Here is a 23,388-nt window from a genome sequence, read left to right as displayed (position 1 = left end):
GAGCTTGCGAGCCCCGCAGTCGCGAGCGGACGGCTGACGCGGTGAGGTTCCGGCGGGCGCCGGGGTGGCCGGCGGTGCTGGTGGACGGTCCGGTGGTGCTGCGGCCGTACCGGCGGTCCGACGCCCTCGCCTGGTCCGAGATCCGCCGGGCGAACCGGAGTTGGCTGGCCCCGTGGGAGTCGCACGTGCCGGGCAGTTGGGACGAGACGAACTCCCCGGCCGCGTTCCGGCTGGTCCACGCCGACCAGCGCAGGTCGGCGCGTACCGGAGACGGGATGCCGTTCGCGGTCTGCCTGCGCTCCGACGGGCGGGAACGGCTGGTCGGGCACCTCAACGTGGGCAGCATCGTGCGGCGGGCGTTCTGCTCCGGGTACGTGGGCTACTGGGTGGACTCCCGGGTGGCCGGTCGTGGCGTGATCCCGACCGCCGTGGCGCTCGCCGTGGACCACGCGTTCGGCCCGGGCGGCCTGCACCGGATCGAGGTGAACATCCGGCCGGAGAACGTCCCCTCCCGGCGGGTGGTGGAGAAGCTGGGCTTCCGGGAGGAGGCCTATCACGTGCGCTACATGCACATCGACGGCGCGTGGCGGGACCACATCGGATACGCGATGACCGGCGAGGAAGTGGCCGCCGAGGGCGGTCTGCTGGCGCGGTGGCACCGCGTACGTGACACCCGGCGGTGACGCGTTCGGACCGTGACCGCCCGGCGCGGCGCACGGTGAACCGGGTCGGCGGCCCGTAACCTCAAGTAACTGCAAGCTGTGGCAAGCGCTGCCCGCCCGCACGATGTGCGCCGTTAACGACGGTCGACGGAAGAAGTTGCGGCCGTGTGGCGCTCGCCCCGAACTTGGTGACGGGAGGGGTGAGGGTGCCCACGTCGGTGCTCCTCGCCGTCCTCGCCGCCGCCGGTCTGCTCGCCCTCGCTCCGGCGCTGGTCCGCCGGTACGACGCCACCGAGCGGCTGGTGGCGGAGCGGGCGCAGTCGACGGCGCGGGTGCTCCAGCGCCAGCGTCGACGCCGGACCGTGCCCGGGCGGCGACCGCTGCACCCGCCGCGCGCCCTCGTGGTCACCCTCAGTGAAGACTCCGACACGGGCAGTCTCGCCCGGCCGATCTCCGCGCCGCCCGTGCGGCGCCGCTCCGGCCGGCTCCGGCCCGTCTCGGCCGTCCCGGCGCAGTCCCGCCGACGGCACCCGCCCCGGCGTCGGCACACCCCCGCGGTCTACCGGCGTCGCCGGGTGCTCGCCGCGCTGCTGCTGCTCAACCTGGTCGAGCTGGTCGGCGTGGTGCTGGTCGGCCCCGGGTTCTGGATCAGCGTCTCGGTGACCGGCGCGTTGCTCGTCGCGTACGTCGTGCACCTGCGCCAGCGCGCCCTGGCCGAGCGCCGGCGGCGGCGCGCGGAGGCCCGGGAAGCCGCCTGGCTGGCCGCCCGCCAGGCCGAGGTGCGCCGTGAGCAGGCCCGCCGCGCGGCGGCCCGGCGGGAGGCGCAGCGCCGGCTGGCCGCCCAGCGCGAGGCGGTCCGGCGTACGGCGATGGGCCTGGACCGCCCGGCGGACCTGCCCCCGGCCGCGAGCGGTGGCTCGGTGTCCTACCGACGGGCGGGTGGCCTGCGCGGCCGCCCCTACCAGTCCGGCCGAGGCGCCTGACCTCTCTTGATCGACTCCAGTTCGGGGAAGTGGCGGTGTCCCAGTGCGCCGGATGCCTCCACTTCCCCAACCTGGCGCTGCCGGGTCCGGTGGGGTGATTCGCGTGGCGGGCGTGCGACCTGTTAGCCTTGTCGCCGACCCGCCCGGTGCGAGCCGGGTGGGATCAACGCTGGTTCGCCAGCGGGGGGGCTGTGGCGCAGACCGGTAGCGCACCTCGTTCGCATCGAGGGGGTCAGGGGTTCAAATCCCCTCAGCTCCACCCAGTTCGAAGGCCGTTCCCGCTCGGCGGGGACGGCCTTCTGTCAGTTCTGCGGCCCGCGGCTGTCGGCTCCGTCCGGCTGCCAGAGCTGGACGACGTTGCCCTCCGGGTCGCGCAGGCTGGCGAACCGGCCGTTCGGGTACTCCTCCGGGTCGACCTCGACGGCGATGCCCGCGCCGCGGAGTTGGGTGACCATGGCGTCCAGGTCGGCGACCCGGAAGTTGAGCGACCAGGAGTGCTCCGCGCCGCCGAAGTGCTCGGAGTCCGGTGGCATGGCCGCCAGGACGGTGGGGCCGGCCTGCTGCCACCAGGAGGAGACCTCGTAGGACTCCGGCGCCAGGTCGACCCCGAGGTGGGTGGCGTACCAGCGGTTGACCCGGTCCGGGTTCTGGGCGCGGAAGAAGACCCCGCCGATGCCCGTCACACGTTCCACTGTGTCTCCCCTCGATCGCGGTGTCCTCGCACCTTACGGGCGGGCGTTGCGCGGCCGGTCGGTACCGCGCCGACCGCGCATGCTTCGCGAACGCCACGTGCATCTATCGGTGCCGATTGACAATGTTTGGAATCCAAACTTACTCTCGCGCTGGGCGGGTGCGCGCCCCGCCTGTCCCGTCCACGCGCACACCCCACCACGAAGGAATCCCGATGCTCGGCTTTTCCCGTACCGCGAACCGGGCCCGATTGCGGGTCGGCCTGGTCGCGGCGACCGCCGCGACGCTCGTGGCCGGCACCGCCCTCCTGGCGACCAACGCCCAGGCGGCGGCCGGCTGCCGCGTGAGCTACACGACCGCCAGCCAGTGGGCCGGCGGCTTCACCGCCAACGTCTCCGTGACCAACCTCGGTGACCCGGTGAACGGCTGGAACCTGCGCTGGACGTTCCCGTCCGGCCAGCAGGTCACCCAGGCGTGGAACGCCACGGTCACCTCCTCCGGCGCCCAGGTCACCGCCACCAACGTCAGCTACAACGCCGCGATCCCCACCAACGGCAGCGTCTCGTTCGGCTTCAACGGCTCCTGGTCCGGCGCCAACACCGCGCCGACCTCGTTCTCGCTCAACGGGGTGGCCTGCACCGGCGGCGTCGGCGGGACCACGCCGCCGCCCACCACCACGCCCCCGCCCACCACGCCGCCCCCGACCACCCCGCCCCCCACCACGCCGCCGCCGGCCGGCAACGCGATGGCGGCGGTGGCCGCCATGCAGCCCGGCTGGAACCTCGGCAACTCGTTCGACGCCGTCGGGGCGGACGAGACGGCGTGGGGCAACCCGCGGGTGACCCAGGCGCTGCTGGACAACGTGCGGGCACAGGGCTTCAACAGCATCCGGATCCCGGTGACCTGGAGCAACCACCACGGCGGTGCGCCGAACTACACCATCGACGCGGCCTGGCTCAGCCGGGTACGCGAGGTGGTCGGCTGGGCCCTCGCGGACGGCTTCTACGTGGTGATCAACATCCACCACGACTCGTGGCAGTGGATCAACACGATGCCCACCGACCGCACCACCGTGCTGAACCGCTACAACGCGCTCTGGACCCAGATCGCCGCCGCGTTCCGGGACAGCTCGTCGAAGCTCGTCTTCGAGAGTGTCAACGAGCCGCAGTTCACCGGCAGCTCCGGCGACGCGCAGAACGCCAGCCTGCTCAACGAGCTGAACACCTCGTTCCACCGCATCGTCCGCCAGTCCGGCGGTGGCAACGCCACCCGGCTGCTCGTGCTGCCGACCCTGCACACCTCCGCCGAGCAGGCCCGGGTCGACGAGCTGACCAGCACGTTCAACTCCCTGAACGACCCGAACCTGATCGCCACCGTGCACTTCTACGGCTACTGGCCGTTCAGCGTGAACATCGCCGGCGGCACCCGGTTCGACGCGACCGTGCAGCAGGACCTGACCGACCAGTTCGACCGGGTCCACAACGCCTTCGTCGCCCGCAACATCCCGGTCATCATCGGCGAGTACGGCCTGCTCGGCTTCGACCGCCACACCGGCACCATCGAACAGGGCGAGAAGCTGAAGTTCTTCGAGTTCCTCGGCCACTACGCGCGCAGCCGCAAGCTGACCACCCAGCTCTGGGACAACGGCCAGCACTTCGACCGGACGTCCTTCGTCTGGAAGGACCCCGAGCTGTTCGCGCAGATCAGGTCGAGCTGGACCACCCGCTCCGGCACCGCGTCCAGCGACCAGGTGTACGTGCCGCGCACCGGCTCGATCACCGCCAAGAGCCTGACGCTCAACCTGAACGGCACCACGTTCCAGGGGCTGCGCCAGGGCACCACCGACCTGGTCAACGGCACCGACTACACGATCTCCGGCAGCACCCTCACGCTCACCGCGTCCGCGCTGACCCGGCTGGTCGGCTCCCGGGCGTACGGGGTGAACGCCAACCTCCAGGCCCGCTTCTCCGCCGGCGTGCCGTGGCGGATCAGCATCATCACGTACGACCCGCCGGTGCTCGGCAACGCCACCGGCCCGGCCAGCGGGTTCACCCTGCCGGCGCAGTTCCGGGGCGACCAGCTGGCCACCATGGAGGCCAGGTACGCCGACGGCAGCAACGCCGGCCCGCAGAACTGGACATCGTTCAAGGAGTTCGACGTGACCTTCGCGCCGAACTACAGCAGCAACACGATCACGCTGAAGCCCGAGTTCTTCGCCGAGGTCAACGACGGCCAGCGGGTCACCCTGACGTTCCACTTCTGGAGCGGCACCACGCTGACCTACCACGTCACCGAGTCCGGGGGCACCGTCACCGGCACGGTGAGCTGACCGCGACGGCGCGGCTCGCGGCGGTGGGCGTCGACACCGCCGTGAGCCGTGCCTTTCGCGCCGGCCGATGACTTTCCGGCCCGACGCCGGTCGACAGGGCATGACCACACAGACGCTCCAGACACCCGAGGTCGACCTCGTCTACGACGTGCACGAACCCCGCGCGGCCGCCGGCGCGCACCGGCCCCTGTTCATGATCGGCCAGCCGATGTGCGCCGACGGCTTCACCGTGCTGGCCTCGCACTTCCCGGACCGCACCGTCGTCACGTACGACCCGCGCGGGCTCGGCCGCAGCGTGCGCAAGGACGGTCGCACCGACGCCGTGCCCGAGGTCCAGGCCGCGGACGTACGCGCCGTCGTCGACGCCCTCGGCGCGGGTCCGGTCGACATGTTCGCCAGCAGCGGCGGGGCGGTGACCGCGCTCGCCCTGGTGGCGGCGTACCCGGGCACGGTGGCCACGCTGGTGGCGCACGAACCGCCGCTGGTCGCGCTGCTCCCCGACGCCGAGGCCGCCGCGCGGGCCACGGCCGCCCGCCAGGAGGCGTACGACAAGCGCGGCTGGGGCGCCGGCATGGCCGCGTTCATGGCCATGACGTCCTGGCGGGGCGAGTTCACCGACGACTACTTCGCCCGGCCCGCGCCGGACCCGGCCGCGTTCGGGCTGCCGACCGCTGACGACGGCACCCGGGACGACCCGCTGCTCTCCGACCGGTCCACGGCGGTCACCGGCTACCGGCCGGACGTCGACGCGCTACGCGTGACGCGTACCCGGGTCGTCCTCGCGGTCGGCGAGGAGTCCGCGGAGACCCTCACCGCGCGCACGACGGCGGCGGCGGCCGAGCTGCTCGGCGGGCGGCCGGCGGTCTTCCCCAGCCACCACGGCGGCTTCCTCGGCGACCAGGGCGGCTACGCCGGCAAGCCGGACGAGTTCGCCGCCCGGCTCCGGGAGATTCTCGACGCCTCGGCCTGACCGGGCTCAGGCACGGCGCAGGTCGGCGACCATGACCGGGTAAGGGCCGGCAGGCGTGTCCGGGTCCGCCTGGTCGGCGGGCACCACGTTCTCCATCCGCAACCGCACCGTCGTCGGGTCGGCGGCGTCGAGGGTGATCCGCCACCCCCAGCCGCCGCCGTACTCGGCGGACAGCTCGACCTCCGGCACCCCGCCCGTCGTGCCGGCGAGCGTCATCGCGGTGGGCTGCTGGTGCCACGAGTCGCCCCACCAGGCGGCCAGCGAACCCGGCTCGTCCCCGGCGGCGATCACGAGCAGCCCGTCCTGCGGCCCGTCCGTCGGGTGCGCCCACGAGTACGACACCGTGGTCAGGTGGCCGCCGGCAGCCGTCGCCACGGTCAGCGTCGCGGGCGACTCGGCGAGCGGGTCGGCGGGCATCAGCCGGAAGCCGTTGGTGCCGATCCAGGAGCCGGTGGCGTCAGCGAGAACCATCGGGCCAGCATAGGGGCGAGGAAGCCGCCCGACCGTCCTCACGCGACGTGCTGGCGCGCCGGGTATGAGGTATCCGGCGTCGCCACCGGCGTACCAGGTGTTCTGGTTGTGCGGCGCGACGGGCAATCCCGGGCGTAGTCGCTTGACCAGGTCGGGGTTGGCGATGAAGGCGGCGCGGCGGCCGGGCGGCCGGACCGCGGCCGATCAGAGGTTGCCGATGTGGACTGTGACCGTCGTGTCCACGGCGCCGTCGGTGTCGGTCGACAGCCACATCCGGTGCGGCGTCCAGGCGAGGATGCCGCCGGTCTCCCGGGCGCCGCGGTAGCCGTGGCCGTCGGGTTGGAGCGGCCACCCACGACCGCGGAGGTGCGAGACGAGCCGGGCCGTCGTGGTCGCCCGGTCGGCTCCGTCGGTCGCGGTCACCACGAACTCGGCGGTGCAGTTGCCGCTGCTGCCGCCGTCGGTGCAGGTGTCCGCCGAGACCAGACGTAGCGACGTCGGCAGGGGAAGGACCTCGTCCGCCCGGGCCGTGAAGCGCAACGATCCGTCCCCGTCGGTCGCGAGGAGGCCGAGCCCGCAGCCGCTGAGCAGGAGCAGGGTGGCGAGCACCGTCACCGAGGTGGTCCACCGCCGTGAGGCCGGCGGATCTCCACCGATCGTCGACAGGAGCCGGTCGCCGATCAGGGCGGCCAAACCGAGCGCGCCGATCAGCAGCCACCCGACGAACCAGTCGACCCACGGTGGGATCACCGCACCGCGCGGCCACTGCGAGACGGCGAATGTCGCGACCAGTGCCGCGATCAGGACCGCTCCACCCGACACTCCGGCGGTACGACCACGGCGGGTGCCCCAGGCCCAGGCGCAGACCACGACGGGTCCCGCGAGCGCCGCCACGACGGCGGCCGGGGGCGCGTCCTGCGCGAGCGGGAGCGCGAGCAGAGCCGCGCCGCCCGCGCTGGTCCACCACCGCCAGCCGTCGGTTCCGTTCATGGCGCCGATGGTCCTACCTCGCCTAGGCGGCACGCCACCTCGGTTGATCCTCGCCAGCCTTGCGCGTGCAGCGCATCAGCGTTCCTTTGGCAGTGCGGCCGTACGCGCCCTCGGGCTTGCAGAAGGCACCCGGATGGACGGAGCCCTGGACCGTCCCGCCGGCCGGCTTGGTGGTCCGGGGCGCGCTGGTGGTCCGCTTGGGGGTCGGCTTCGGGCTGGCCCGGGTCGGCTTCGGGCGAGGGCTCGGCTTCGCGGTGGTGGTCCGTGGCGCCGGGTCGGGGGACCGGGTCGTCGGAAGCGCCGACGGGGACTCGACCGGGGTGACGGCCGAGGGCGAGTCGGAGGGAGGAGCGACGGGTGTCGACGTGTTGGCGCGGGGGGTCGCGGACACCGCGACGGCGAACGAGGCCGGCTTCTCGTCCGTCGCGCCGCTGACGGCGGCGATCCCTCCGCCGCAGCAGCACAGCACGACCACGCCCGCGGAGACCACCGCGACCTTGGCACCGCCGGAGAGTCGGCGCCACCACGACTGCCTAGGTGCCGCCGAATACGTCGGGCCGAACGGAACGGGCCCGGGGTGGTGCGGTGATGGGTTCGTCACGCACCACAGTCTGCTGGCGCGCGCAACGATTGCCAGCGGTCAATCGGAGCGCTCCCGGGCGACGCTCCGGCAGCAGGTCGGAACGATGAGTCGCGGGATCCGGACCAACCGGCGGGACCCGGCACACCCCCAGCCGACAAGCGACCCCGGCCGGCAGCACGCACGCCGCCCGCCTGTGCCGCGGGCGGCCCACCGATCGGCCCGGCCGATCCGCTTTCGCGACGACCACCGTAGATCTTGGTACGAAATGGCCCTCATAGGGGCCTTTTCGTACCAAGATCTCAAGCGGGCCGAGGGTCGGTCAGCTGGAGAAGTCGTCCCGGGCGTCGCGGGCGTCCTCCTGGACGTGTTCGCCGGGGTGGCCGCCCCGGATCTCGTCCAGCTCCCGCACGCGGTCGGCCTCGGCGCGTTCGTCCCGGTTCAGGTTGCCCAGCTGTGCCCGCGCCGGGCCGGCCAGGTCCTCCAGGTCGTCCTTCGCACGCTCGACGCTCATCGCCGCCTCCCCGGATCGTCGCGCGGCCACCGTCGCCGCCTGTCCTGTCCCGCACGCGTCCCCGCTGACCCCGACGGCAAACCCGGGACCACGCACCCAACCGCCCGCCAGTGGACCCGAAGGGCGGAGGGGGTGCCGCGCTACCCGGGCGGCAGCGCGGCGGTCAGGTCGGCGGCGTGCCGCAGCGTGTCGGCCAGCCGGTCGCGCAGTTCCTCGTCCAGCGGCACCGCCCCGGCCCGGCGCAGCCACTCCCGCGCGTCCTCCGGCCGGTCGAGCACCAGGGCCAGCTCGGCGCGGTAGACCAGCGCCTCGACGTGCGTGGCCGGGTCGTCGGCGGCGTCCGGTCGGGCCAGCGCGCCGTCGAGGATCCGGACCGCCTGATCCGGTCGGCCGCGCGAGTCGGCCTGCACCACGGCGTTGCGCAGCGCGCGGGCCAACCCGCCCCGGTCGTCGTCGGTGTCGGGCGCGGTGGCGCGGCCCACGAACCGGATCCAGTTGCCGCCGGGGTCGACGATGCTGAACCCGGAGTGCCCGTCCTGGTTGGCCCGGGGTCGGGGCCGGGTCATCCGGGGCACGCCGGAGACGAGCACCTTCCCGTAGGCGGCGCGCAGGCCCGCGGCGAAGGCGCGGTGGATGGCGACCAGGTCGTCCACCACGACCAGACAACTGCCGTACGAGGTGGCCGGGTCGAACTCGGGCATGCCGAAGAAGTGCAGGTTCAGGTCGTCCCGGCGCAGGGCCAGGTAGGGGTTCGGCCGCGCCTGCCGGTGCGTGACCTGGAAGCCGAGGGCCTGGTAGAAGGGCGCCACGTCGTCCAGGGAACGACACGGCAGCAGCGGGATCGTGGTCTCGTGAGCCATGCGCCGAGCGTGGCAACCGGCGGTGGGCACATGCACATGGAAATGTCCGGACGGCCCGGCGGGACCGCCCGAACGGACACGGGGGCCGGCCCCGGGCGGGACCGGCCCCCGTGCGGGGTCACGCGGGGTCAGGGCTTCCAGGACCCGGCGGTACGCAGGTGGTGCTCGTACTCGACGACGCCGTTCTGGTCCTTCACGTCGAAGATCAGCTGGCCGCTGCGCTTGGAGCCGGTGGGCAGGTTGTTGCCCGAGGTCATCAGCTTGCCGCAGCCGGAGAAGGCGCCACCGATGCCGTTCTCCTCGGTGCCGTCCGCCGCCTTCCAGGTGAAGAAGAACGGGTTGATCGACCCGGTGCCCTTGGTGACCTCGGCGGTCACGTCGGCGATCAGGAAGGTGCCGTTCTTCGGGCCCGGCATGAACTCCCGGCACGCGGCGCTCTTGGTTCGGAAGTTGCCGACGGTGATCTCGACGGTGCCCTCGTCGTCGTTGACGATCAGCTTGTCGCCGGCGGGCATGTTGAAGGTCTTGTCGTCGGTCGTGCCCGGCTGCGGCGTGCTGGAGGTGTCGCCGGTCGGGGTGTCACCGATCGGGTTGCTGTAGGTGACGCCCGGGGTGGGCAGCGTGTCGATCGCTTCCTTGGTCTTCTTCGCGCCACTGTAGATCGCGAAGATGCCACCGCCGCAGCAGAGCAGCAGCATGACCGCCGCCACGATGCCGACCGTGATCCAGACGTTCTTGCTGGACTTCTTGGCCGGCGGCCCGAACGGCTGCCCCGGCGGGGGCGGGTACGGCCCGGACGCCGGGTACTGCCCGGGCGGCGGCGGGTAGGGCGGCTGCCCACCGGGCGGCGGGTAGCCACCCGGCGGCGGGTACGCGCCACCCGGCGGCGGATACGGCGCGCCCGAGGCCGGCGGCGCGGGCGGGTACGCCTCCGTCGGCGCGGGCGGCTGGTACGACGGGTACGCCTCGGTGGGCGCGGCCGGCGGCTGGTACGACGGGTACGCCTCGGTCGGCGCGGGCGGCGGCGGGTACGGCGCGCCGGAGGTCGGCGGCTGCGGAGCGTACGGCGCGCCCGAGGTCGGCGGCGTGCCCGGGGCGGGCGGCGGCGCGTACGGGCTGCCCGACACCGGCGGCATCGGCGCGGTGGGAAACGCCTGTGTGGGCGGTTCCGGCGGCTGCTGGTTCGGGTCCTGCGACCCGGACGGAGGCTGAGGGTGGCTCACCGTACTCCTTGGGCACCTTCGGGATTTTCAGTCGGAACGACGGTACAAGCCGGCGGCAACCAGACCGTCAGGCCCTCACCGACGTGACAGAACGGCGGCGGTGCGGACCAGATCGTCGTCGACGGCGAACCGACCGGTCATCGAGGTCGGCGGATCGGCCACCGGGGCGGCGGCGAGCCGGGCCGGCGCGATCTCCGCCCGGAACGTCCCCGCGTCGAGGTCGAGCGTGACCCGCGCGTCGGGGAAGCCCAGCCAGGTGCCGACGACCGGGTGCCAGATCTTGTAGACGGTCTCCTTGGCGCTGAACACCACCGTCGGCCAGGGCAGTCCGGCGGGCAGGCGGGCCAGCTCCGCCTCCTCGTCGGGGCGGCACACCTTCCGCCGTACGCCGGGGGAGAGCGCCCGGTGGCGCTCGGCGTCGATGCCGACCGCGCGCAGGTCGGCGGCGCGGGCGACGGCGGCGGCGCAGTAGCCCTCGGTGTGGGTGATCGCGCCCACCACACCGGTCGGCCAGACCGGGGCGCGGTCGGGGCCGGCGGGCACCGGCGTGGGCGGCAGCCCGAGCGCGGCGAGCGCCCGGCGGGCGCACATCCGGCCGGCGGTGAAGTCACGCCGGCGGCTGGGCACCGCGCGGTCGCCCAGCCCGGCCAGCTCGGCCGGCAGCAGCTCGCCGGACCAGTCGGCCGGGCCGGCCACCGCCACGGCGACGGTGGACGGCAGCAGGTCACGCACGAGCGTCGGTGGGTGACGGGGACACTCGGTGAACGTACCGTAACGCGGGAGCGTGCTGCGGCGCTGAACCAACGTCGCGGGGGAGGCAGCGTCCACACACCACTGGTACGAACTGGAAGGAGTCGCCGATGACGCCCGGTGCGGAGGCGTCGGAACCACGGGCCGGCGAACATGTCCCCGTGACCCCCGACTGGACCTGCGGCTCGTGCGGCGACGACTGGCCGTGCGCCACGAAACGCCACCATCTGCTGCACGAGTACGAGGTCGACCGGGCGTCGTTGAGCGTCTACCTCGGCTCGTGTCTCGCCGCCGCCACGCACGACCTGCGCGCCGCGCCGGTCACCGCGCTCCAGGACCGGTTCATCGGATGGGTGCCCCGCGGCCCGCGGACGTTCTAAGCAGCCCGGCGCTCCCGGTGGCCGCCGCGTCGGGTGCACGACGGCCACCGGTCGCGGTTCTAGGGGCGGCGGGGCCGGCGGGTGAGGGCGAAACCGGCCACGCCGGCCACGGCGGCGAGCACACCGCCCACGCCGGTCCAGACCCAGCGCGAGCCGGCCTCGGGGAGCCAGCCGGTCAGGTCGGTCTCCTCCTCGGCCACCGGCTCGGGCGTCGGCTCGGCGGTCAGCAGCGTCCCGGCCCGCGTGTTCGGCACCAGGGGCGCGGCCAGCTCACCGTCGTCGCCGGAGGCGCCGCCGGAGTCGGCGGCGCCGACCAGCATGTCCACCTCGATCGGCAGACCGAGGTCCGGCTCGGGCAGGTCGGTGACGGAGAGCCGGACGTAGTAGGTGCCGGGCAGGGGGTCGCCCGACCACGGCTCGGCCCACGGCCGCACCCGCCGCAGCGTGCAGCCGAGCGTCACGCTGGTCGCCGCCGTGTCCGCGGTGGGGGTCTGCGCGCCGGCGGTGCAGGCCTGCCGGCGGCGCAGTCCGTCGAAGACGTCGACCGTCCAGGTGGACGCGCCGCTGCGTCGCTTGGGGAAGGTGACTGTGACGCCGACCTCGTGGACCTGGCCGGCGTCGGCGCGGAACGACCAGTACAGGTGGTCGCCGGTGGAGGCGCCCACCCGTACCGGCTGGCCGGCCGTGACGGTGGTGGCGGTGAGGAACGAGGTGCCGGCCTTGGTCACGGTGGTCGCGCCCGGCGACGGGCTGGGGGCGGCGAGGGCCGCGGCCGGGGTGAGGGCCAGGCCCGCGGCGGCCGTCGCCGCCGCGAGGCGAATCGGGGTACGCATCCTCAGTTCTCCCTCCACGTGGCCACCCACCAGCGGGTGAGCAGGCCGGCGAGCAGCCCGGTGACCAGGCCGGCCACGGTGAGCAGGAGCAGCAGGACCCAGCCTCGGCCGAGGTCCGGCCCGTCCGGGGCGGGGGAGGCGGCGACCACGTCCACGGTCAGCTCGACCGGCATCCCCGGTTCGGCCCGGGTGCCGGCCCGGGCCGCGAACGAGTTGCTGACCACCAGGCAGACGGTCCGCGCGGCCTGCGTCCCGTCGGGGGTCGGCTCCGGGCTCGCCGCGTCCTCCTCCTCGGCGGCCGACCAGCGCAGGCCGGCCGAGACCACGTCGGTGCGCCCGCTGCCGGCGTCGACGCCGCGGACCAGCTCCCGCCCGTCCGGCGCGGTGGCCCGCAGCAGCACGCCGTAGTCCGGGTTGACCGGGCGGTCCAGCGCGACGCTGACCGAGGCGCGCAGCTCCTGCCCGGGGCGCACCGGCACGCGGTACCAGCGGTGCTCGGAGAACTTCTCCCGGTCGCTGTAGACGCCGGGTGCGAGCAGCGGCGCGCCGTCGCAGGCCGCCGCGCCGCCGACCACGGCCGGGGTGGCCGTGTACGTGTCCCGGGCCCGGTCGACCAGTTGCTTGATCCGGCCGGTCAGCTCGTCGGCGCTCTGCGCCGCCGTGTACGTGCCGCCGGTCGCGCCGGCGATGCAGAGCAGCTGCCGGCGTACCTTCTCGTCCGGGGCCAGGCCCAGCGTGTCGACGACGAGCCGGGTGCCCTGGGCGGCCAGCTCGCGGGCGACCTCGCACGGGTCGGGCGGCGCACAGGTGTCCTCGCCGTCGGTGATCAGCACGATCCGCCGGGCGGTGCTGCCGGTGCCCAGGTCCTGCGCGGCGGAGCGCAGCGCGAGACCGACCGGGGTGAAGCCGGTCGGTCGCAGCCCGGCGACCGCGGCCTTGGCCGCCGCGCGGTCCACCGGGCCGACCGGCACGATCTGCTGCGTGTCCAGGCAGCCCTGTTTCTTGTCCTTGCCCCGGTAGGTCGCGCCGAGCACCCGGATGCCGAGCTGTGTCTCGTCGGGCAGGCCGTCGACCACCTCGTTGAACGCCTGCTGGGCGACGGAGATCCGGCTGCGCCCGTCGATGTCGCGGGCCCGCATCGAGCCGCTGACGTCGAGGACCAGCTCGACCTTGGGCGGCTCGGCGGCGGGTTCGGTGGTCTCGTCGTCGGCCCCGGCGGGGCTCGGACCGATCATCGCGGTCGCCGCCAGCAGTCCGATGAGGACGGCCGTCGATCGTCTCTTGTTGATCACCGGGCGAAGTGTAGTGAGATCCACTTAGGAAGATCATCCGGGTCGGCCCCTCCCCGGGCGCCCCTTCGTCGGCCCCGCTGAGCTTCCGGAAGATGACCCACCGTTAGCTGCCCGATGTAAACCTTTCGGGGGGTGGCGCATTGGTCGGAAATCTGACCGACCCGCACCCGTTGTGCCGCTGCCGGAGTGTGGTTAAGCTCTGTCTTGCGCGCCCCAATCGCCCGCTTCCCCCGTGGCAGGCGATCGGGGCGCGCTTTTTCGTGCCCCCCGTTCGGCCGGGGTCAGATCCAGCGACCGTCCAGCCACATCCGGGCGGACCAGTCGGCATAGGGCAGCAGCCGCCCGACGAACACCGGATAGAAGTAACCGAAGCAGAGCGCCACCAGCAGCACGTAGGCGCCCGCGATGATCCCGCCCACCAGCCGTCGGTCGCCGACCTGCTCGGCGCTCGGTGGCGGCGCCGTTGCGGAGACCGGCGCGGGGGTCGCGATCGCGCCGAGCACGTAGACCACCGCGAGCACCAGGAACGGCACCGCCGGCGCGGCGTAGAACGAGAACATCGTCCGCCCGTCCAGCGCGAACCAGAACCAGGGCAGCAGGCCGGCGGCCACGCTGAGCAGGATGGCCCCGGCCCGCCAGTCGCGCCGGGCCAGACCCAGCCAGACGGTCGCGGCCAGCGCCGGCAGGAACGACCACCAGAGCAGCGGGGTGCCCAGCAGCAGCACCTCGGAGGCGCAGCTCGACGCGCCGCAGTTGCCGTCGCCGGACCAGTAGAACGCCACCGGCCGGCCGAGCAGCAGCCACTGCCACGGCCAGGACTGGTACTTGTGCGGGTCGTCGAGCTGGGTGTGGAAGCCGTACGCGGCCTTGTGGTATTCCCACAAATTGATCAGGGGACCGATGACCGGGGTGTCGCTCAGCCCGGGGGTGTTCGGGTAGCGGGCGGCCAGGCGGTAGTAGCCGTCGTCGCTGAGCAGCCACCCCGACCAGGTCGCCACGTAGGTGGCCACCATCAGCACGCCGGCCACCAGCAGCCAGGGCAGCTCGTCGAGGACCGCGTCCCGCCACGGGTGACGGACCCCGGCCGACCGGCGGACCCCGACCTCCCAGAGCAGCACCAGCAACGCGATCGCCGGCACGAAGTAGAGCCCGCTCCACTTCACCGCGCAGGCGCAGCCGAGCAGCACCCCGGCCGCGAACCGCCACCACGGCCAGTCCCGCCAGCCCGACGCCGGCCGCCCGGCCCGCCCCCGCAGCGTCGGGTCGAGACCCGCCTCCAGCGCCCGCGCCCACCGCCGCCGTCGGGCGTCCCGGTCGAGCACCAGCGCGCCGAACGCGGCCAGCACGAACAGCAGCAGGAAGATGTCGAGGATGGCCGAGCGGGACAGCACCAGGTGGAAGCCGTCCAGCGCGAGCAGCAGGCCGGCCGCGCAGCCGAGCACCGTGGACCGGAACATCCGCCGACCGATGCGTACCAGCAGCAGCACCGACACCGTGCCGGCCAGCGCCGCGCCGAAGCGCCAGCCGAACTCCGGGGCGGTCGTCACGAGGTGTCCCGGCACGGAGATGTTGGTCTCCGCGTCCTGGTAGCCGAAGGCCCACTCGCCGAGCCCGATCAGCCACTTGCCCAGTGGCGGGTGGACCACGTACGACGGGCCGTTGTCCTTGTAGTTCCACTCGACCCCGCGGTCGATGAGCCCGTACGCGTCCTTGGCGTAGTAGGTCTCGTCGAAGATCTTGCCCGGCGGGTGACTGAGCCCGACGAAGCGCAGGATCGCGGCGATCGCCACCACCACCGCGGTGGCCAGCCAGGCCTGCCCCCGACCGATGCGGTCGTCGACGGTGGCGAGCCGGCGGCGGACGGCGGCCGGGATCCCACCCCCGCCGGTGTCGCCCGGGGAGCCGGTGGCCCGGTCGTCGGGAGAAAGCTCGGCGTTCGCGCTCTGTGCTGTCGACGCACTCGTCACCCGGCGATCGTAGGCTGCGAGGGTGCCCGGTGGCGTACGTCGTCTCCGAAATTGGTACGACCGTCGATGAGGGAGCGCACGCCGTGGGTGAAATGTCCGAGGTCGGGCGACTGGTGCTGCTCGGTGCGCCACTGGGCAACCCGGCCGACGCGTCCGCCCGGTTCCGCGAGGCGCTCGCCACCGCCGACGTGGTCGCCGCCGAGGACACCCGGCGGCTCACCCGGCTGGCCCGCGACCTGGACGTCACGGTGCCCGGCCGGATCGTCTCCTACTTCGAGGGCAACGAGGAGCGGCGTACCCCCGAACTGGTCGACGTGCTGACCGCCGGCTACACGATCGCCCTGGTCACCGACGGCGGCATGCCGAGCGTCTCCGACCCCGGCTACCGGCTGGTCCGCGCCGCGCTGGACGCCGGTGTCCCGGTGACCGCGGCCCCCGGGCCGAGCGCGGTCACCACCGCGCTGGCGCTGTCCGGGCTGCCCTGCGACCGGTTCTGCTTCGAGGGTTTCCTGCCCCGCACCCCCGGCGCCCGACGGTCCCGGCTGCGCGCGCTCGCCGCCGAGGAGCGCACGCTGGTGCTCTTCGAGGCGCCGCACCGGATCACCGGGGCGCTGGCCGACCTGGCCGAGGCGTTCGGCCCGGACCGGCCCGCCGCGCTCTGCCGGGAGCTGACCAAGACCTACGAGGAGGTGGTCCGCCGGCCGCTCGGCGAGCTGGCCGAGTGGGCCGCCGCGGGCGACGTGCGTGGCGAGATCACGTTGGTGGTGGCCGGCGCGTCACCGCAGCCGGCGGCCCGGCCGGACGACGAGACGCTGCGCGCCGCGGTCGACGAGCGCGAGGCGGCCGGGACGTCCCGGCGGGACGCGATCACCGAGGTCGCGACCACGTACGGGCTGCGTCGCCGCGAGGTCTACGAGATCGTGCACCGCTGATCGGCGGCCCGCCTCACCAGGCGGCGGCGAGGAAGCCGACGGTGATCAGCAGCGGGCCGGCCAGCGCCAGCCCCACCGCCCAGCGCCGCTGCCGCTCGTCCGCGAGCCGGGTGGCGCCGGTCCACCGGGGGATCGCGGCGGCGCAGCCCGCCACCAGGGCCAGCCCGAGCAGCCACCGCAGGTGCCGGCCGGGCCCGGTGTCCGCGTAGGCGGTGGAGCCCTGCGGCCCGGTCATCCGGGCGGGCAGCGTGCTGCCGGTGGCGGTGCGACCGGCCGGCACGCCGCTGACCCGCACGCCGTGGGCCTGGAACCGGTCGCCGTCGGCCAGGAAGATTCCCCGGCAGCGCTGGGTGAGCCCACCCCCGACACACTCGGTGATCATTACCGTGCCGCCGGTGGAGTGCCCCACCGCCAGCCAGAACGGCCCGGCGCTCACCCAGGCGAAGAACGCGGCGAGCAGGCTCAGCGTCAGCAGCGCCGCCAGGCCGGCGGGCGGATCCGGCGGGTGGGCCGGGCGGACCGGCTCCCGGCGGGCGCGGGGGCGACCGGTCCGGCGACGCGGTTCGTCGCGCAGGGGCGTGCCGTCCCAGTGCACCTTCTCGATCGGCGCCCAGACGGCGGTGTCGTCGCCCGCCGGCGCGCCCCGGCGTTGCCACCGGGGCTGCCGCACCGGCACCCGGCGGGGCACGGCGTCCACCGGCGCCCCGGTGGTCGGCTCCACCTCGACCGGCGGATCCGTCGGGTCGAGCCGGGGCTGCGGGGCGACCGGCGCGCCGGTCGCCGGCCGCGCGGCCCGCGCGGCGGCCGCCGACGGCTCCGGTGCCGCTGGTCTACTGGTCACGACGTTCATTTCACACCGCCGCACCGAGCTCGCCGGGCAGCTCAGGCCGCGTGTCGGCGACAAATCGGGCGTACGGCGGGAACGGCCGGCCTATTGGTTCGCGGGTGCCCCGGAGCACTCACTAGGCTTGACGCTCATGAGTCACGTTCTCGCCGCGGTCGCCTGGCCCTACGCCAACGGCCCGCGCCACATCGGCCACGTATCCGGATTCGGCGTTCCCTCCGACGTCTTCGCCCGGTACATGCGGATGGCCGGCCACGACGTGCTCATGGTCTCGGGCACCGACGAGCACGGCACCCCGATCCAGGTGCAGGCCGACGCCGAGGGCGTCACGCCGCGCGAGCTGGCGGACCGCTACAACCGGGTGATCGCCGAGGACCTGCGGGCGCTGGGCCTGTCCTACGACCTGTTCACCCGGACCACCACCCGCAACCACTACGCGGTGGTGCAGGAGCTGTTCACCGGGCTCTACCGCAACGGCTACATCGTCCCGAAGGTCACCACCGGGGCGATCTCCCCGTCCACCGGCCGCACCCTGCCCGACCGCTACATCGAGGGCACCTGCCCGATCTGCGGCTACGACAGCGCGCGCGGTGACCAGTGCGACAACTGCGGCAACCAGCTCGACCCGATCGACCTGATCGACCCCAAGTCCAAGATCAACGGCGAGACGCCGGAGTTCGTGGAGACCGAGCACTTCTTCCTCGACCTCCCCGCCCTGGCCGACGCGCTGCGGCAGTGGCTCGACAGCCGGGACGGCTGGCGGCCCAACGTGCTGCGCTTCTCCCGCAACCTGCTCGACGACCTCCAGCCCCGGGCCATCACCCGCGACCTGGAGTGGGGCGTGCCGATCCCGCTCGACGGCTGGCAGGACCGGTCCGACAAGCGGATCTACGTCTGGTTCGACGCGGTCATCGGCTACCTGTCCGCCTCCATCGAGTGGGCCCGCCGCTCCGGCGACCCGGAGGCGTGGCGCAGGTGGTGGTCGACCGACGGCGAGGGGAAGGACGCCCGCTCCTACTACTTCATGGGCAAGGACAACATCGTCTTCCACTCGGTGATCTGGCCGGCCCTGCTCGGCGGCTACTCCGGCGAGGGTTCCCGCGACGGCGAGCCCGGCGACCTGGGCCGGCTCAACCTGCCCACCGAGGTCGTCTCCAGCGAATACCTGACCATGGAGGGGCGGAAGTTCTCCTCCTCCCGCAAGGTGGTCATCTACGTCCGGGACTTCCTGGAGCGCTACGACGCCGACGCGCTGCGCTACTTCATCGCGGTGGCCGGCCCGGAGAGCAACGACACCGACTTCACCTGGGCCGAGTTCCTCCGCCGCAACAACGACGAGCTGGTCGCCGGCTGGGGCAACCTGGTCAACCGGTCCGTGTCGATGGCGGCGAAGAACTTCGGCGCTGTCCCGCCGGTCGACCCGGCCGGGCTCACCGACGCCGACCGGGCGCTGCTGGACACCGCGAAGGCCGGCTTCGGCGTGGTCGGCGACCTGATCGCCCGGCACCGGCAGAAGCAGGCCATCGGCGAGGCCATGAAGGTCGTCGCGGAAGCCAACAAGTACCTGTCCGAGCAGGCGCCGTGGAAGCTCAAGGGCGACGACGACAAGCCCCGGATGGGCACCATCCTGCACGTCGCGCTCCAGGTGGTCAGCGACGCCAACACGCTGCTCACCCCGTTCCTGCCGCACTCCGCCCAGAAGATCCACGAGCTGCTCGGCGGCACCGGCACGCACGCGCCGATGCCGGTCATCGAGGAAGTCGACGACCTCGACGGCGGGCCGGCGTACCCGGTGCTGACCGGCGACTACACGGTCGGGGCGCGCTGGGAGTCCGTACCCCTGGAGGTGGGCCGGCCGCTCGCGGCGCCGAAGCCGGTGTTCCGCAAGCTCGACCCGTCCGTCGTGGACGAGGAACTGGCCCGCCTCGCCGGCTGACCACGCACGCGGGACCGCGGCCCCGGGGGATCCCCGGGGCCGCGGTCGTCCGCCCGGTCAGGCGGTCGCCATGCTCGGCTTGCCGATGAACTCCATGATGGCCTTGTTGACCTCCGTGGGATGCGTCCACGGCGTGCCGTGCGGCGCGCCCTTGAGCGTGACCAACTTGGCGTCGGACAGCATGTTCACCAGCCGCTGACCCGTCACCGGGTACGGCAGCACGTTGTCCTTGTCACCCTGGATGATCAGCACCGGCACGTCGATGTTCGGCAGGTCACCGCGGAAGTCGGTCTGCCAGGCGTCCACCGAGTCGTGGGTGCCCTTGGCCGACGCCTGCGCGCCGATCTGCCAGTGCGCGTGGTAGGCCTCGTCGCTGACCAGCTTGCCCCGGTTCTCGCTCGCGTTGAAGAACGCGTCGCAGAACTGGGCCAGGTAGGCGAACCGGTCCTGGATGATCGCCTTCTGGAACCCCTCGAAGAGGCTCTTGTCGACGCCCTCCGGGTCGTCGGGCGCCTTCAGCAGGTACGGCGCCAACGGGGCCATCATGACCGCTCGCTCCACCCGGTCCGACCCGTACGCGCCCAGGTAGCGGGTGACCTCACCGGTGCCCATCGAGTGCCCGATCAGGATCGCGTTGCGCAGGTCCAACTCGGTCATCAGCACGTCGAGGTCGGCGGCGAACGTGTCGTAGTCGTAGCCGGACGCCGGCTGGGCGGAACTGCCGAACCCGCGCCGGTCGTAGGTGATCACCCGGTATCCGGCGGCGAGCAGCGGACCGCTCATCTTCTCCCAGGTCGCCCCGTTGAACGGGAACCCGTGGATCAGCACGATCGGCTGACCGGAGCCGTGATCCTCGTAGTACAGGTCGATGGGTGCGGAATTCTCCGTACCGACGGTGACGAAAGGCATGTCGGAAACATCCTCCTGCGTGGGGCCTCGGACGCCCACGCCTTCCCGACCAGCCGCCGTCTATGCGCCCCGCTGCGGATACGGCAGATCCACCACCCGGTCGTCGGTCAGCTCCGCGCCCGGCGCCCACACCTCGTAGACACCCCGTTCGTGACACTGCGCCCCGGTCGCGGCCACCGCGTCCGGATCCGGACGGGACAGCCGCAACCGCGACCACCCCGCCTCCTCCCGCAGCACGAGGCAGGGCACCCCACGCCAGGAGGCCATCCGCAGCCGCCGCGCCGCCGCCTCCACCGGATAGCGGGCCGCCCGGGTCATCGCCAGCACCCGGAACCCGCCCGGCTGGTCGGCCACCGCCTCGTACTCCGTTCCGCCGTACACGCCGACGAGCTGGGTGGAGCGCGGCGCGTCACCGGTCGGCACGTACTCCTGGTCGGCGGAGAGACCGGGCACCGCCGCCAGCAGGTGCCGCCACTGCGGGCCGGCCAGACGCAACCAGCCGCGCTGCTCCGCCTGGTAGGTGTAGAGCACGACCTCCACCCCCTCGGCCGGATAGGCCAGCAGCGTGGCGTTCGCCGGCATCGGCAGGTCGGCGAAGTCCCGGGTGACGAACTCCGGCACGAGCTGGGCGTTGCTCGGCACGAATCCGGTGCCCAGCACCGGCGGCCCGAGCCGGTCCCGCGGCGGCAGCGCGGTCAACCCCCGGTGGGCCGCGCCGACCGGGACGTCGTAGTCGGCCGGGTCGGCGGCCCGCCAGCGCAACGCGTACGCCACGTCGCCGCCCTCCGGGTCGCCGCGCAGCACCGCCATCCCCGCCGGCGTCCGCAGGTGCGCCACGTCGTGCTCCCGGTAGCAGAAACCGTGCGGCAGCCAACCCCGCACGTAACCGGCGAGCTGCCGCGCGGACAGCACCTTCACCATCCGGGTGCCCGGCCGGATCACCGCCGACGCCCGCACCGCCGCCAGCGTCGGGTCGCCGGCCGCCCCCGGCTGCTGGCTGAGCTGGTGCACGTACGCCCAACCCCGGTCCCGGTGCAGCGGCATCAGCAGCGGCGGGTCCGCGTCCTCGCTCGGTTCGGCCGCCCCGTGCACCGCGCCCACCTCGGTCGCGTGCACGAACCTGCGCCACGGGTAGGCCAGCCCGGGCCGGGGGCACCACTCGAAGCCGGGGGCCTCGTCGGCGCTGAACAACTCGTACGCGGCGCCCCGGGCGATCTCCTCGGCCGGGTGCACGCGACCGTCGTACGTCACGCGCAACCCGGTCCGCTCGGAGGCGGCCCCGCCGGTCTGGTCGGTGACGGTCACCCCGGGACGCTAAGCCGGCCAGATGTTGACCGTGTGAACAGCCGGTGGCGGTCCGGGAACGTCGGCCCCGGCGGGTGTGTGATGCTGGCCGCGATGACCGAGCAGACCGAGACCCGCAAGCAGCGCGCCGCCCGCCGCGCCGGCGAGTTCCCGCCCGCCCCCGAGCCGCTGCCCCGGCCCGTGCTGGACAGCCACACCCACCTCGACATCACCGTCGGCGAGTACGGGACGCCCGGCGGCACCACCACCGGCGACGACCCGGTCGCCGCCGCGATCGCCGTCGCCGCCCAGGTCGGGGTCGACCGGCTCGTCCAGGTCGGCGTGGACGTCGAATCGTCCCGGTGGGGCGCCGACGTCGCCGACCGGTACGCCCCGGTGCTGGCCACCGTGGCGCTGCACCCCAACGAGGCGCCCCGCCTGGCCGACCTCGACGAGGCGCTGCGCGAGATCGAGGCGCTGGCCGGCCGGGACCGGGTCCGGGGCGTCGGCGAGACCGGCATGGACTTCTTCCGCACCGGCGACGCGGGGCGGGCCGCGCAGGAGGACAGCTTCCGCGCGCACATCGCCATCGCCAAGCGGCACGGCAAGGCGCTGGTCATCCACGACCGCGACGCCCACGCCGACGTGCTGCGCATCGTCGACGACGAGGGCGCGCCGGACACCGTCGTCATGCACTGCTTCTCCGGCGACGCCGACTTCGCCCGCGAGTGCGTCCGCCGCGGCTTCCTGCTCAGCTTCGCCGGCACCGTCACGTTCGGCAGCGCCGCCGCGCTGCGGGAGGCCGCCGCCGTCACCCCGCCGCAGCAGATGCTGGTGGAGACCGACGCCCCCTACCTCACCCCGATGCCGCACCGGGGACGGCCGAACGCGTCGTACCTGATCCCGCTGACCGTCCGGTTCCTCGCCGAGACCACCGGCGCCGACCTGGACACCCTGTGCGCGGCCATCTCCACCAACGGTGACCGCGCCTTCGGCCCTTGGTGAAAGGAGGGGGCCCTTCTTAACGCCAGGCGATAAGAAGGGGCCCTTCCTAACGGCAACGCCCAGGCGCTTACGCTACGGGGCGTGACCGGACTCCTCGGCCCGGCGGAGATCCGGGAACTCGCCGCGCGGCTCGGCGTCACGCCGACCAAGAAGCTCGGCCAGAACTTCGTGCACGACCCCAACACCGTCCGCCGGATCGTCACCGCCGCCGGTCTGACCCCGGACGACGTGGCGCTGGAGGTCGGCCCCGGGCTCGGCTCGCTCACCCTGGCCCTGCTGCCGGTGGCCGCGCACGTGCACGCCGTGGAACTCGACCCGACGCTCGCCGCCGCGCTGCCGGAGACCGCCGCCCGGTTCGCCGGCCCGGACGCCGCCCGGCTCACCGTGCACCCCGCCGACGCGCTGCGGGTCACCGCCGCCGACCTGGCCGACCCGGCGCCCACCGCGCTGGTGGCGAACCTGCCCTACAACGTGGCCGTCCCGGTGGTGCTGCACCTCCTCGCCGAGCTGCCCACGCTGCGCCACGGCCTGGTCATGGTGCAGAAGGAGGTCGCCGACCGGCTCGTCGCCGGCCCCGGCTCCAAGGTCTACGGCATTCCCTCGGTCAAGCTCGCCTGGTACGCCCGCTCCCGCTCCGCCGGCAAGGTCCCGCCGAACGTGTTCTGGCCGGTGCCCAACGTCGACTCCGGCCTGGTCGCGTTCACCCGACGCGAGCCGCCCCGCCCGGACGTACCCCGGCAGGCCGTCTTCGCGGTGGTCGACGCCGCGTTCGCCCAGCGGCGCAAGACGTTGCGGGCCGCCCTGGCCGGTTGGGCCGGCGGCGCGGACCGGGCCGCCGCGGCGCTCACCGCGGCCGGTGTCGACCCGGGCGCACGCGGCGAGTCACTCACCGTCGAGCAGTTCGCCGCCATCGCCGCGTCGGCCCCGGACGCCTCCGCCGGCGCCCAGTAGGCTGGCGCCGTTGCCCGACCCCGCCGAGGAGCT

22 protein-coding genes and 1 tRNA gene are annotated in these 23,388 nt (G+C 73.7%); 10 read left to right on the top strand and 13 right to left on the bottom strand.

Annotation, left to right across the window (positions count from 1 at the left end; genetic code table 11):
- Positions 1 to 41 precede the first annotated feature (41 nt).
- From CO540_RS16000 to CO540_RS15990, 3 genes are all read left to right on the top strand, one after another.
- The gene (locus CO540_RS16000) at positions 42 to 683 is read left to right on the top strand and encodes a GNAT family N-acetyltransferase (RefSeq protein WP_099162672.1); all 642 of its coding nucleotides are present in this window, start codon (positions 42 to 44) and stop codon (positions 681 to 683) included.
- 179 nt (positions 684 to 862) lie between these two features.
- Positions 863 to 1,645, top strand: a complete 783-nt coding sequence (locus CO540_RS15995) for a hypothetical protein (RefSeq protein ID WP_172967857.1) — start codon at positions 863 to 865, stop codon at positions 1,643 to 1,645.
- Between the two features lie 185 nt (positions 1,646 to 1,830).
- Positions 1,831 to 1,904: transfer RNA gene (locus CO540_RS15990), tRNA-Ala, on the top strand.
- 43 nt (positions 1,905 to 1,947) lie between these two features.
- Here the strand turns inward: CO540_RS15990 and CO540_RS15985 are convergent.
- A complete protein-coding gene (locus CO540_RS15985; RefSeq protein ID WP_099162670.1) occupies positions 1,948 to 2,337 on the bottom strand; it encodes a VOC family protein in 390 nt (129 codons plus the stop codon).
- A gap of 212 nt (positions 2,338 to 2,549) precedes the next feature.
- On the opposite strand from CO540_RS15985, the gene CO540_RS15980 reads away from it, so the two are divergent.
- Entirely contained in the window at positions 2,550 to 4,664 is a 2,115-nt protein-coding gene (locus CO540_RS15980; protein ID WP_099162669.1) for a cellulase family glycosylhydrolase, read from the top strand.
- A 100-nt stretch (positions 4,665 to 4,764) separates the two neighbouring features.
- Complete coding sequence (locus CO540_RS15975) at positions 4,765 to 5,634, top strand: alpha/beta fold hydrolase (protein WP_099162668.1); 870 nt, start codon at positions 4,765 to 4,767, stop codon at positions 5,632 to 5,634.
- 6 nt (positions 5,635 to 5,640) lie between these two features.
- On the opposite strand, the gene CO540_RS15970 is transcribed toward CO540_RS15975, so the two are convergent.
- From CO540_RS15970 to CO540_RS15940, 6 genes are all read right to left on the bottom strand, one after another.
- Positions 5,641 to 6,105 carry a hypothetical protein gene (locus CO540_RS15970; RefSeq protein ID WP_099162667.1) on the bottom strand — a complete coding sequence of 155 codons (465 nt, stop codon included), beginning with the start codon at positions 6,103 to 6,105 and terminating at the stop codon, positions 5,641 to 5,643.
- 204 nt (positions 6,106 to 6,309) lie between these two features.
- Positions 6,310 to 7,095, bottom strand: coding sequence for a hypothetical protein (locus CO540_RS15960; protein WP_099162666.1), 786 nt, complete (start codon positions 7,093 to 7,095; stop codon positions 6,310 to 6,312).
- A gap of 902 nt (positions 7,096 to 7,997) precedes the next feature.
- Complete coding sequence (locus CO540_RS15955) at positions 7,998 to 8,189, bottom strand: general stress protein CsbD (protein WP_099162665.1); 192 nt, start codon at positions 8,187 to 8,189, stop codon at positions 7,998 to 8,000.
- 140 nt (positions 8,190 to 8,329) lie between these two features.
- Positions 8,330 to 9,049 carry a hypothetical protein gene (locus CO540_RS15950; RefSeq protein WP_099162664.1) on the bottom strand — a complete coding sequence of 240 codons (720 nt, stop codon included), beginning with the start codon at positions 9,047 to 9,049 and terminating at the stop codon, positions 8,330 to 8,332.
- Positions 9,050 to 9,177: 128 nt separating this feature from the next.
- Positions 9,178 to 10,272, bottom strand: coding sequence for a hypothetical protein (locus CO540_RS15945; protein ID WP_099162663.1), 1,095 nt, complete (start codon positions 10,270 to 10,272; stop codon positions 9,178 to 9,180).
- 75 nt (positions 10,273 to 10,347) lie between these two features.
- Complete coding sequence (locus CO540_RS15940; protein WP_099162662.1) at positions 10,348 to 11,004, bottom strand: 4'-phosphopantetheinyl transferase; 657 nt, start codon at positions 11,002 to 11,004, stop codon at positions 10,348 to 10,350.
- A 179-nt stretch (positions 11,005 to 11,183) separates the two neighbouring features.
- On the opposite strand from CO540_RS15940, the gene CO540_RS15935 reads away from it, so the two are divergent.
- A complete protein-coding gene (locus CO540_RS15935; RefSeq protein WP_342672788.1) occupies positions 11,184 to 11,402 on the top strand; it encodes a hypothetical protein in 219 nt (72 codons plus the stop codon).
- A 59-nt stretch (positions 11,403 to 11,461) separates the two neighbouring features.
- On the opposite strand, the gene CO540_RS15930 is transcribed toward CO540_RS15935, so the two are convergent.
- The 3 genes from CO540_RS15930 to CO540_RS15920 form a co-directional block, all read right to left on the bottom strand.
- A complete protein-coding gene (locus tag CO540_RS15930; protein WP_099162661.1) occupies positions 11,462 to 12,235 on the bottom strand; it encodes a peptidase in 774 nt (257 codons plus the stop codon).
- A gap of 2 nt (positions 12,236 to 12,237) precedes the next feature.
- Positions 12,238 to 13,527, bottom strand: a complete 1,290-nt coding sequence (locus CO540_RS15925) for a VWA domain-containing protein (protein WP_099162660.1) — start codon at positions 13,525 to 13,527, stop codon at positions 12,238 to 12,240.
- 281 nt (positions 13,528 to 13,808) lie between these two features.
- Complete coding sequence (locus CO540_RS15920; RefSeq protein ID WP_099162659.1) at positions 13,809 to 15,494, bottom strand: dolichyl-phosphate-mannose--protein mannosyltransferase; 1,686 nt, start codon at positions 15,492 to 15,494, stop codon at positions 13,809 to 13,811.
- Positions 15,495 to 15,586: 92 nt separating this feature from the next.
- Between CO540_RS15920 and rsmI the strand changes: the two genes are divergently transcribed.
- Positions 15,587 to 16,426 (top strand): 16S rRNA (cytidine(1402)-2'-O)-methyltransferase, encoded by an 840-nt coding sequence (rsmI, locus tag CO540_RS15915; protein WP_369700188.1) that lies wholly within the window; start codon positions 15,587 to 15,589, stop codon positions 16,424 to 16,426.
- A gap of 13 nt (positions 16,427 to 16,439) precedes the next feature.
- Here the strand turns inward: rsmI and CO540_RS15910 are convergent, their stop codons facing one another.
- Positions 16,440 to 17,276 (bottom strand): hypothetical protein, encoded by an 837-nt coding sequence (locus CO540_RS15910; protein ID WP_253865963.1) that lies wholly within the window; start codon positions 17,274 to 17,276, stop codon positions 16,440 to 16,442.
- A 127-nt stretch (positions 17,277 to 17,403) separates the two neighbouring features.
- Between CO540_RS15910 and metG the strand changes: the two genes are divergently transcribed.
- The gene (gene metG / locus CO540_RS15905) at positions 17,404 to 19,206 is read left to right on the top strand and encodes a methionine--tRNA ligase (RefSeq protein ID WP_099162658.1); all 1,803 of its coding nucleotides are present in this window, start codon (positions 17,404 to 17,406) and stop codon (positions 19,204 to 19,206) included.
- A 57-nt stretch (positions 19,207 to 19,263) separates the two neighbouring features.
- Here metG and CO540_RS15900 read toward each other — a convergent pair whose 3' ends face one another.
- Both CO540_RS15900 and CO540_RS15895 read right to left on the bottom strand, forming a co-directional pair.
- Complete coding sequence (locus tag CO540_RS15900) at positions 19,264 to 20,115, bottom strand: alpha/beta fold hydrolase (RefSeq protein ID WP_099162657.1); 852 nt, start codon at positions 20,113 to 20,115, stop codon at positions 19,264 to 19,266.
- A gap of 60 nt (positions 20,116 to 20,175) precedes the next feature.
- Positions 20,176 to 21,420: a hypothetical protein gene (locus CO540_RS15895; protein ID WP_099162656.1), complete on the bottom strand. Its 1,245-nt coding sequence runs from the start codon at positions 21,418 to 21,420 to the stop codon at positions 20,176 to 20,178.
- A gap of 81 nt (positions 21,421 to 21,501) precedes the next feature.
- Between CO540_RS15895 and CO540_RS15890 the strand changes: the two genes are divergently transcribed.
- Complete coding sequence (locus CO540_RS15890) at positions 21,502 to 22,404, top strand: TatD family hydrolase (protein WP_099164781.1); 903 nt, start codon at positions 21,502 to 21,504, stop codon at positions 22,402 to 22,404.
- Between the two features lie 81 nt (positions 22,405 to 22,485).
- Entirely contained in the window at positions 22,486 to 23,355 is an 870-nt protein-coding gene (gene rsmA / locus CO540_RS15885) for a 16S rRNA (adenine(1518)-N(6)/adenine(1519)-N(6))-dimethyltransferase RsmA (protein WP_099162655.1), read from the top strand.
- Positions 23,356 to 23,388 lie beyond the last annotated feature (33 nt).

Source organism: Micromonospora sp. WMMA2032 (genome assembly GCF_002688545.1).
Taxonomy (GTDB): Bacteria; Actinomycetota; Actinomycetes; order Mycobacteriales; family Micromonosporaceae; genus Micromonospora; species Micromonospora sediminicola.
Note: the sequence above shows the minus strand (reverse complement) of the source record. Positions and strands in the feature narration are given on the sequence as shown.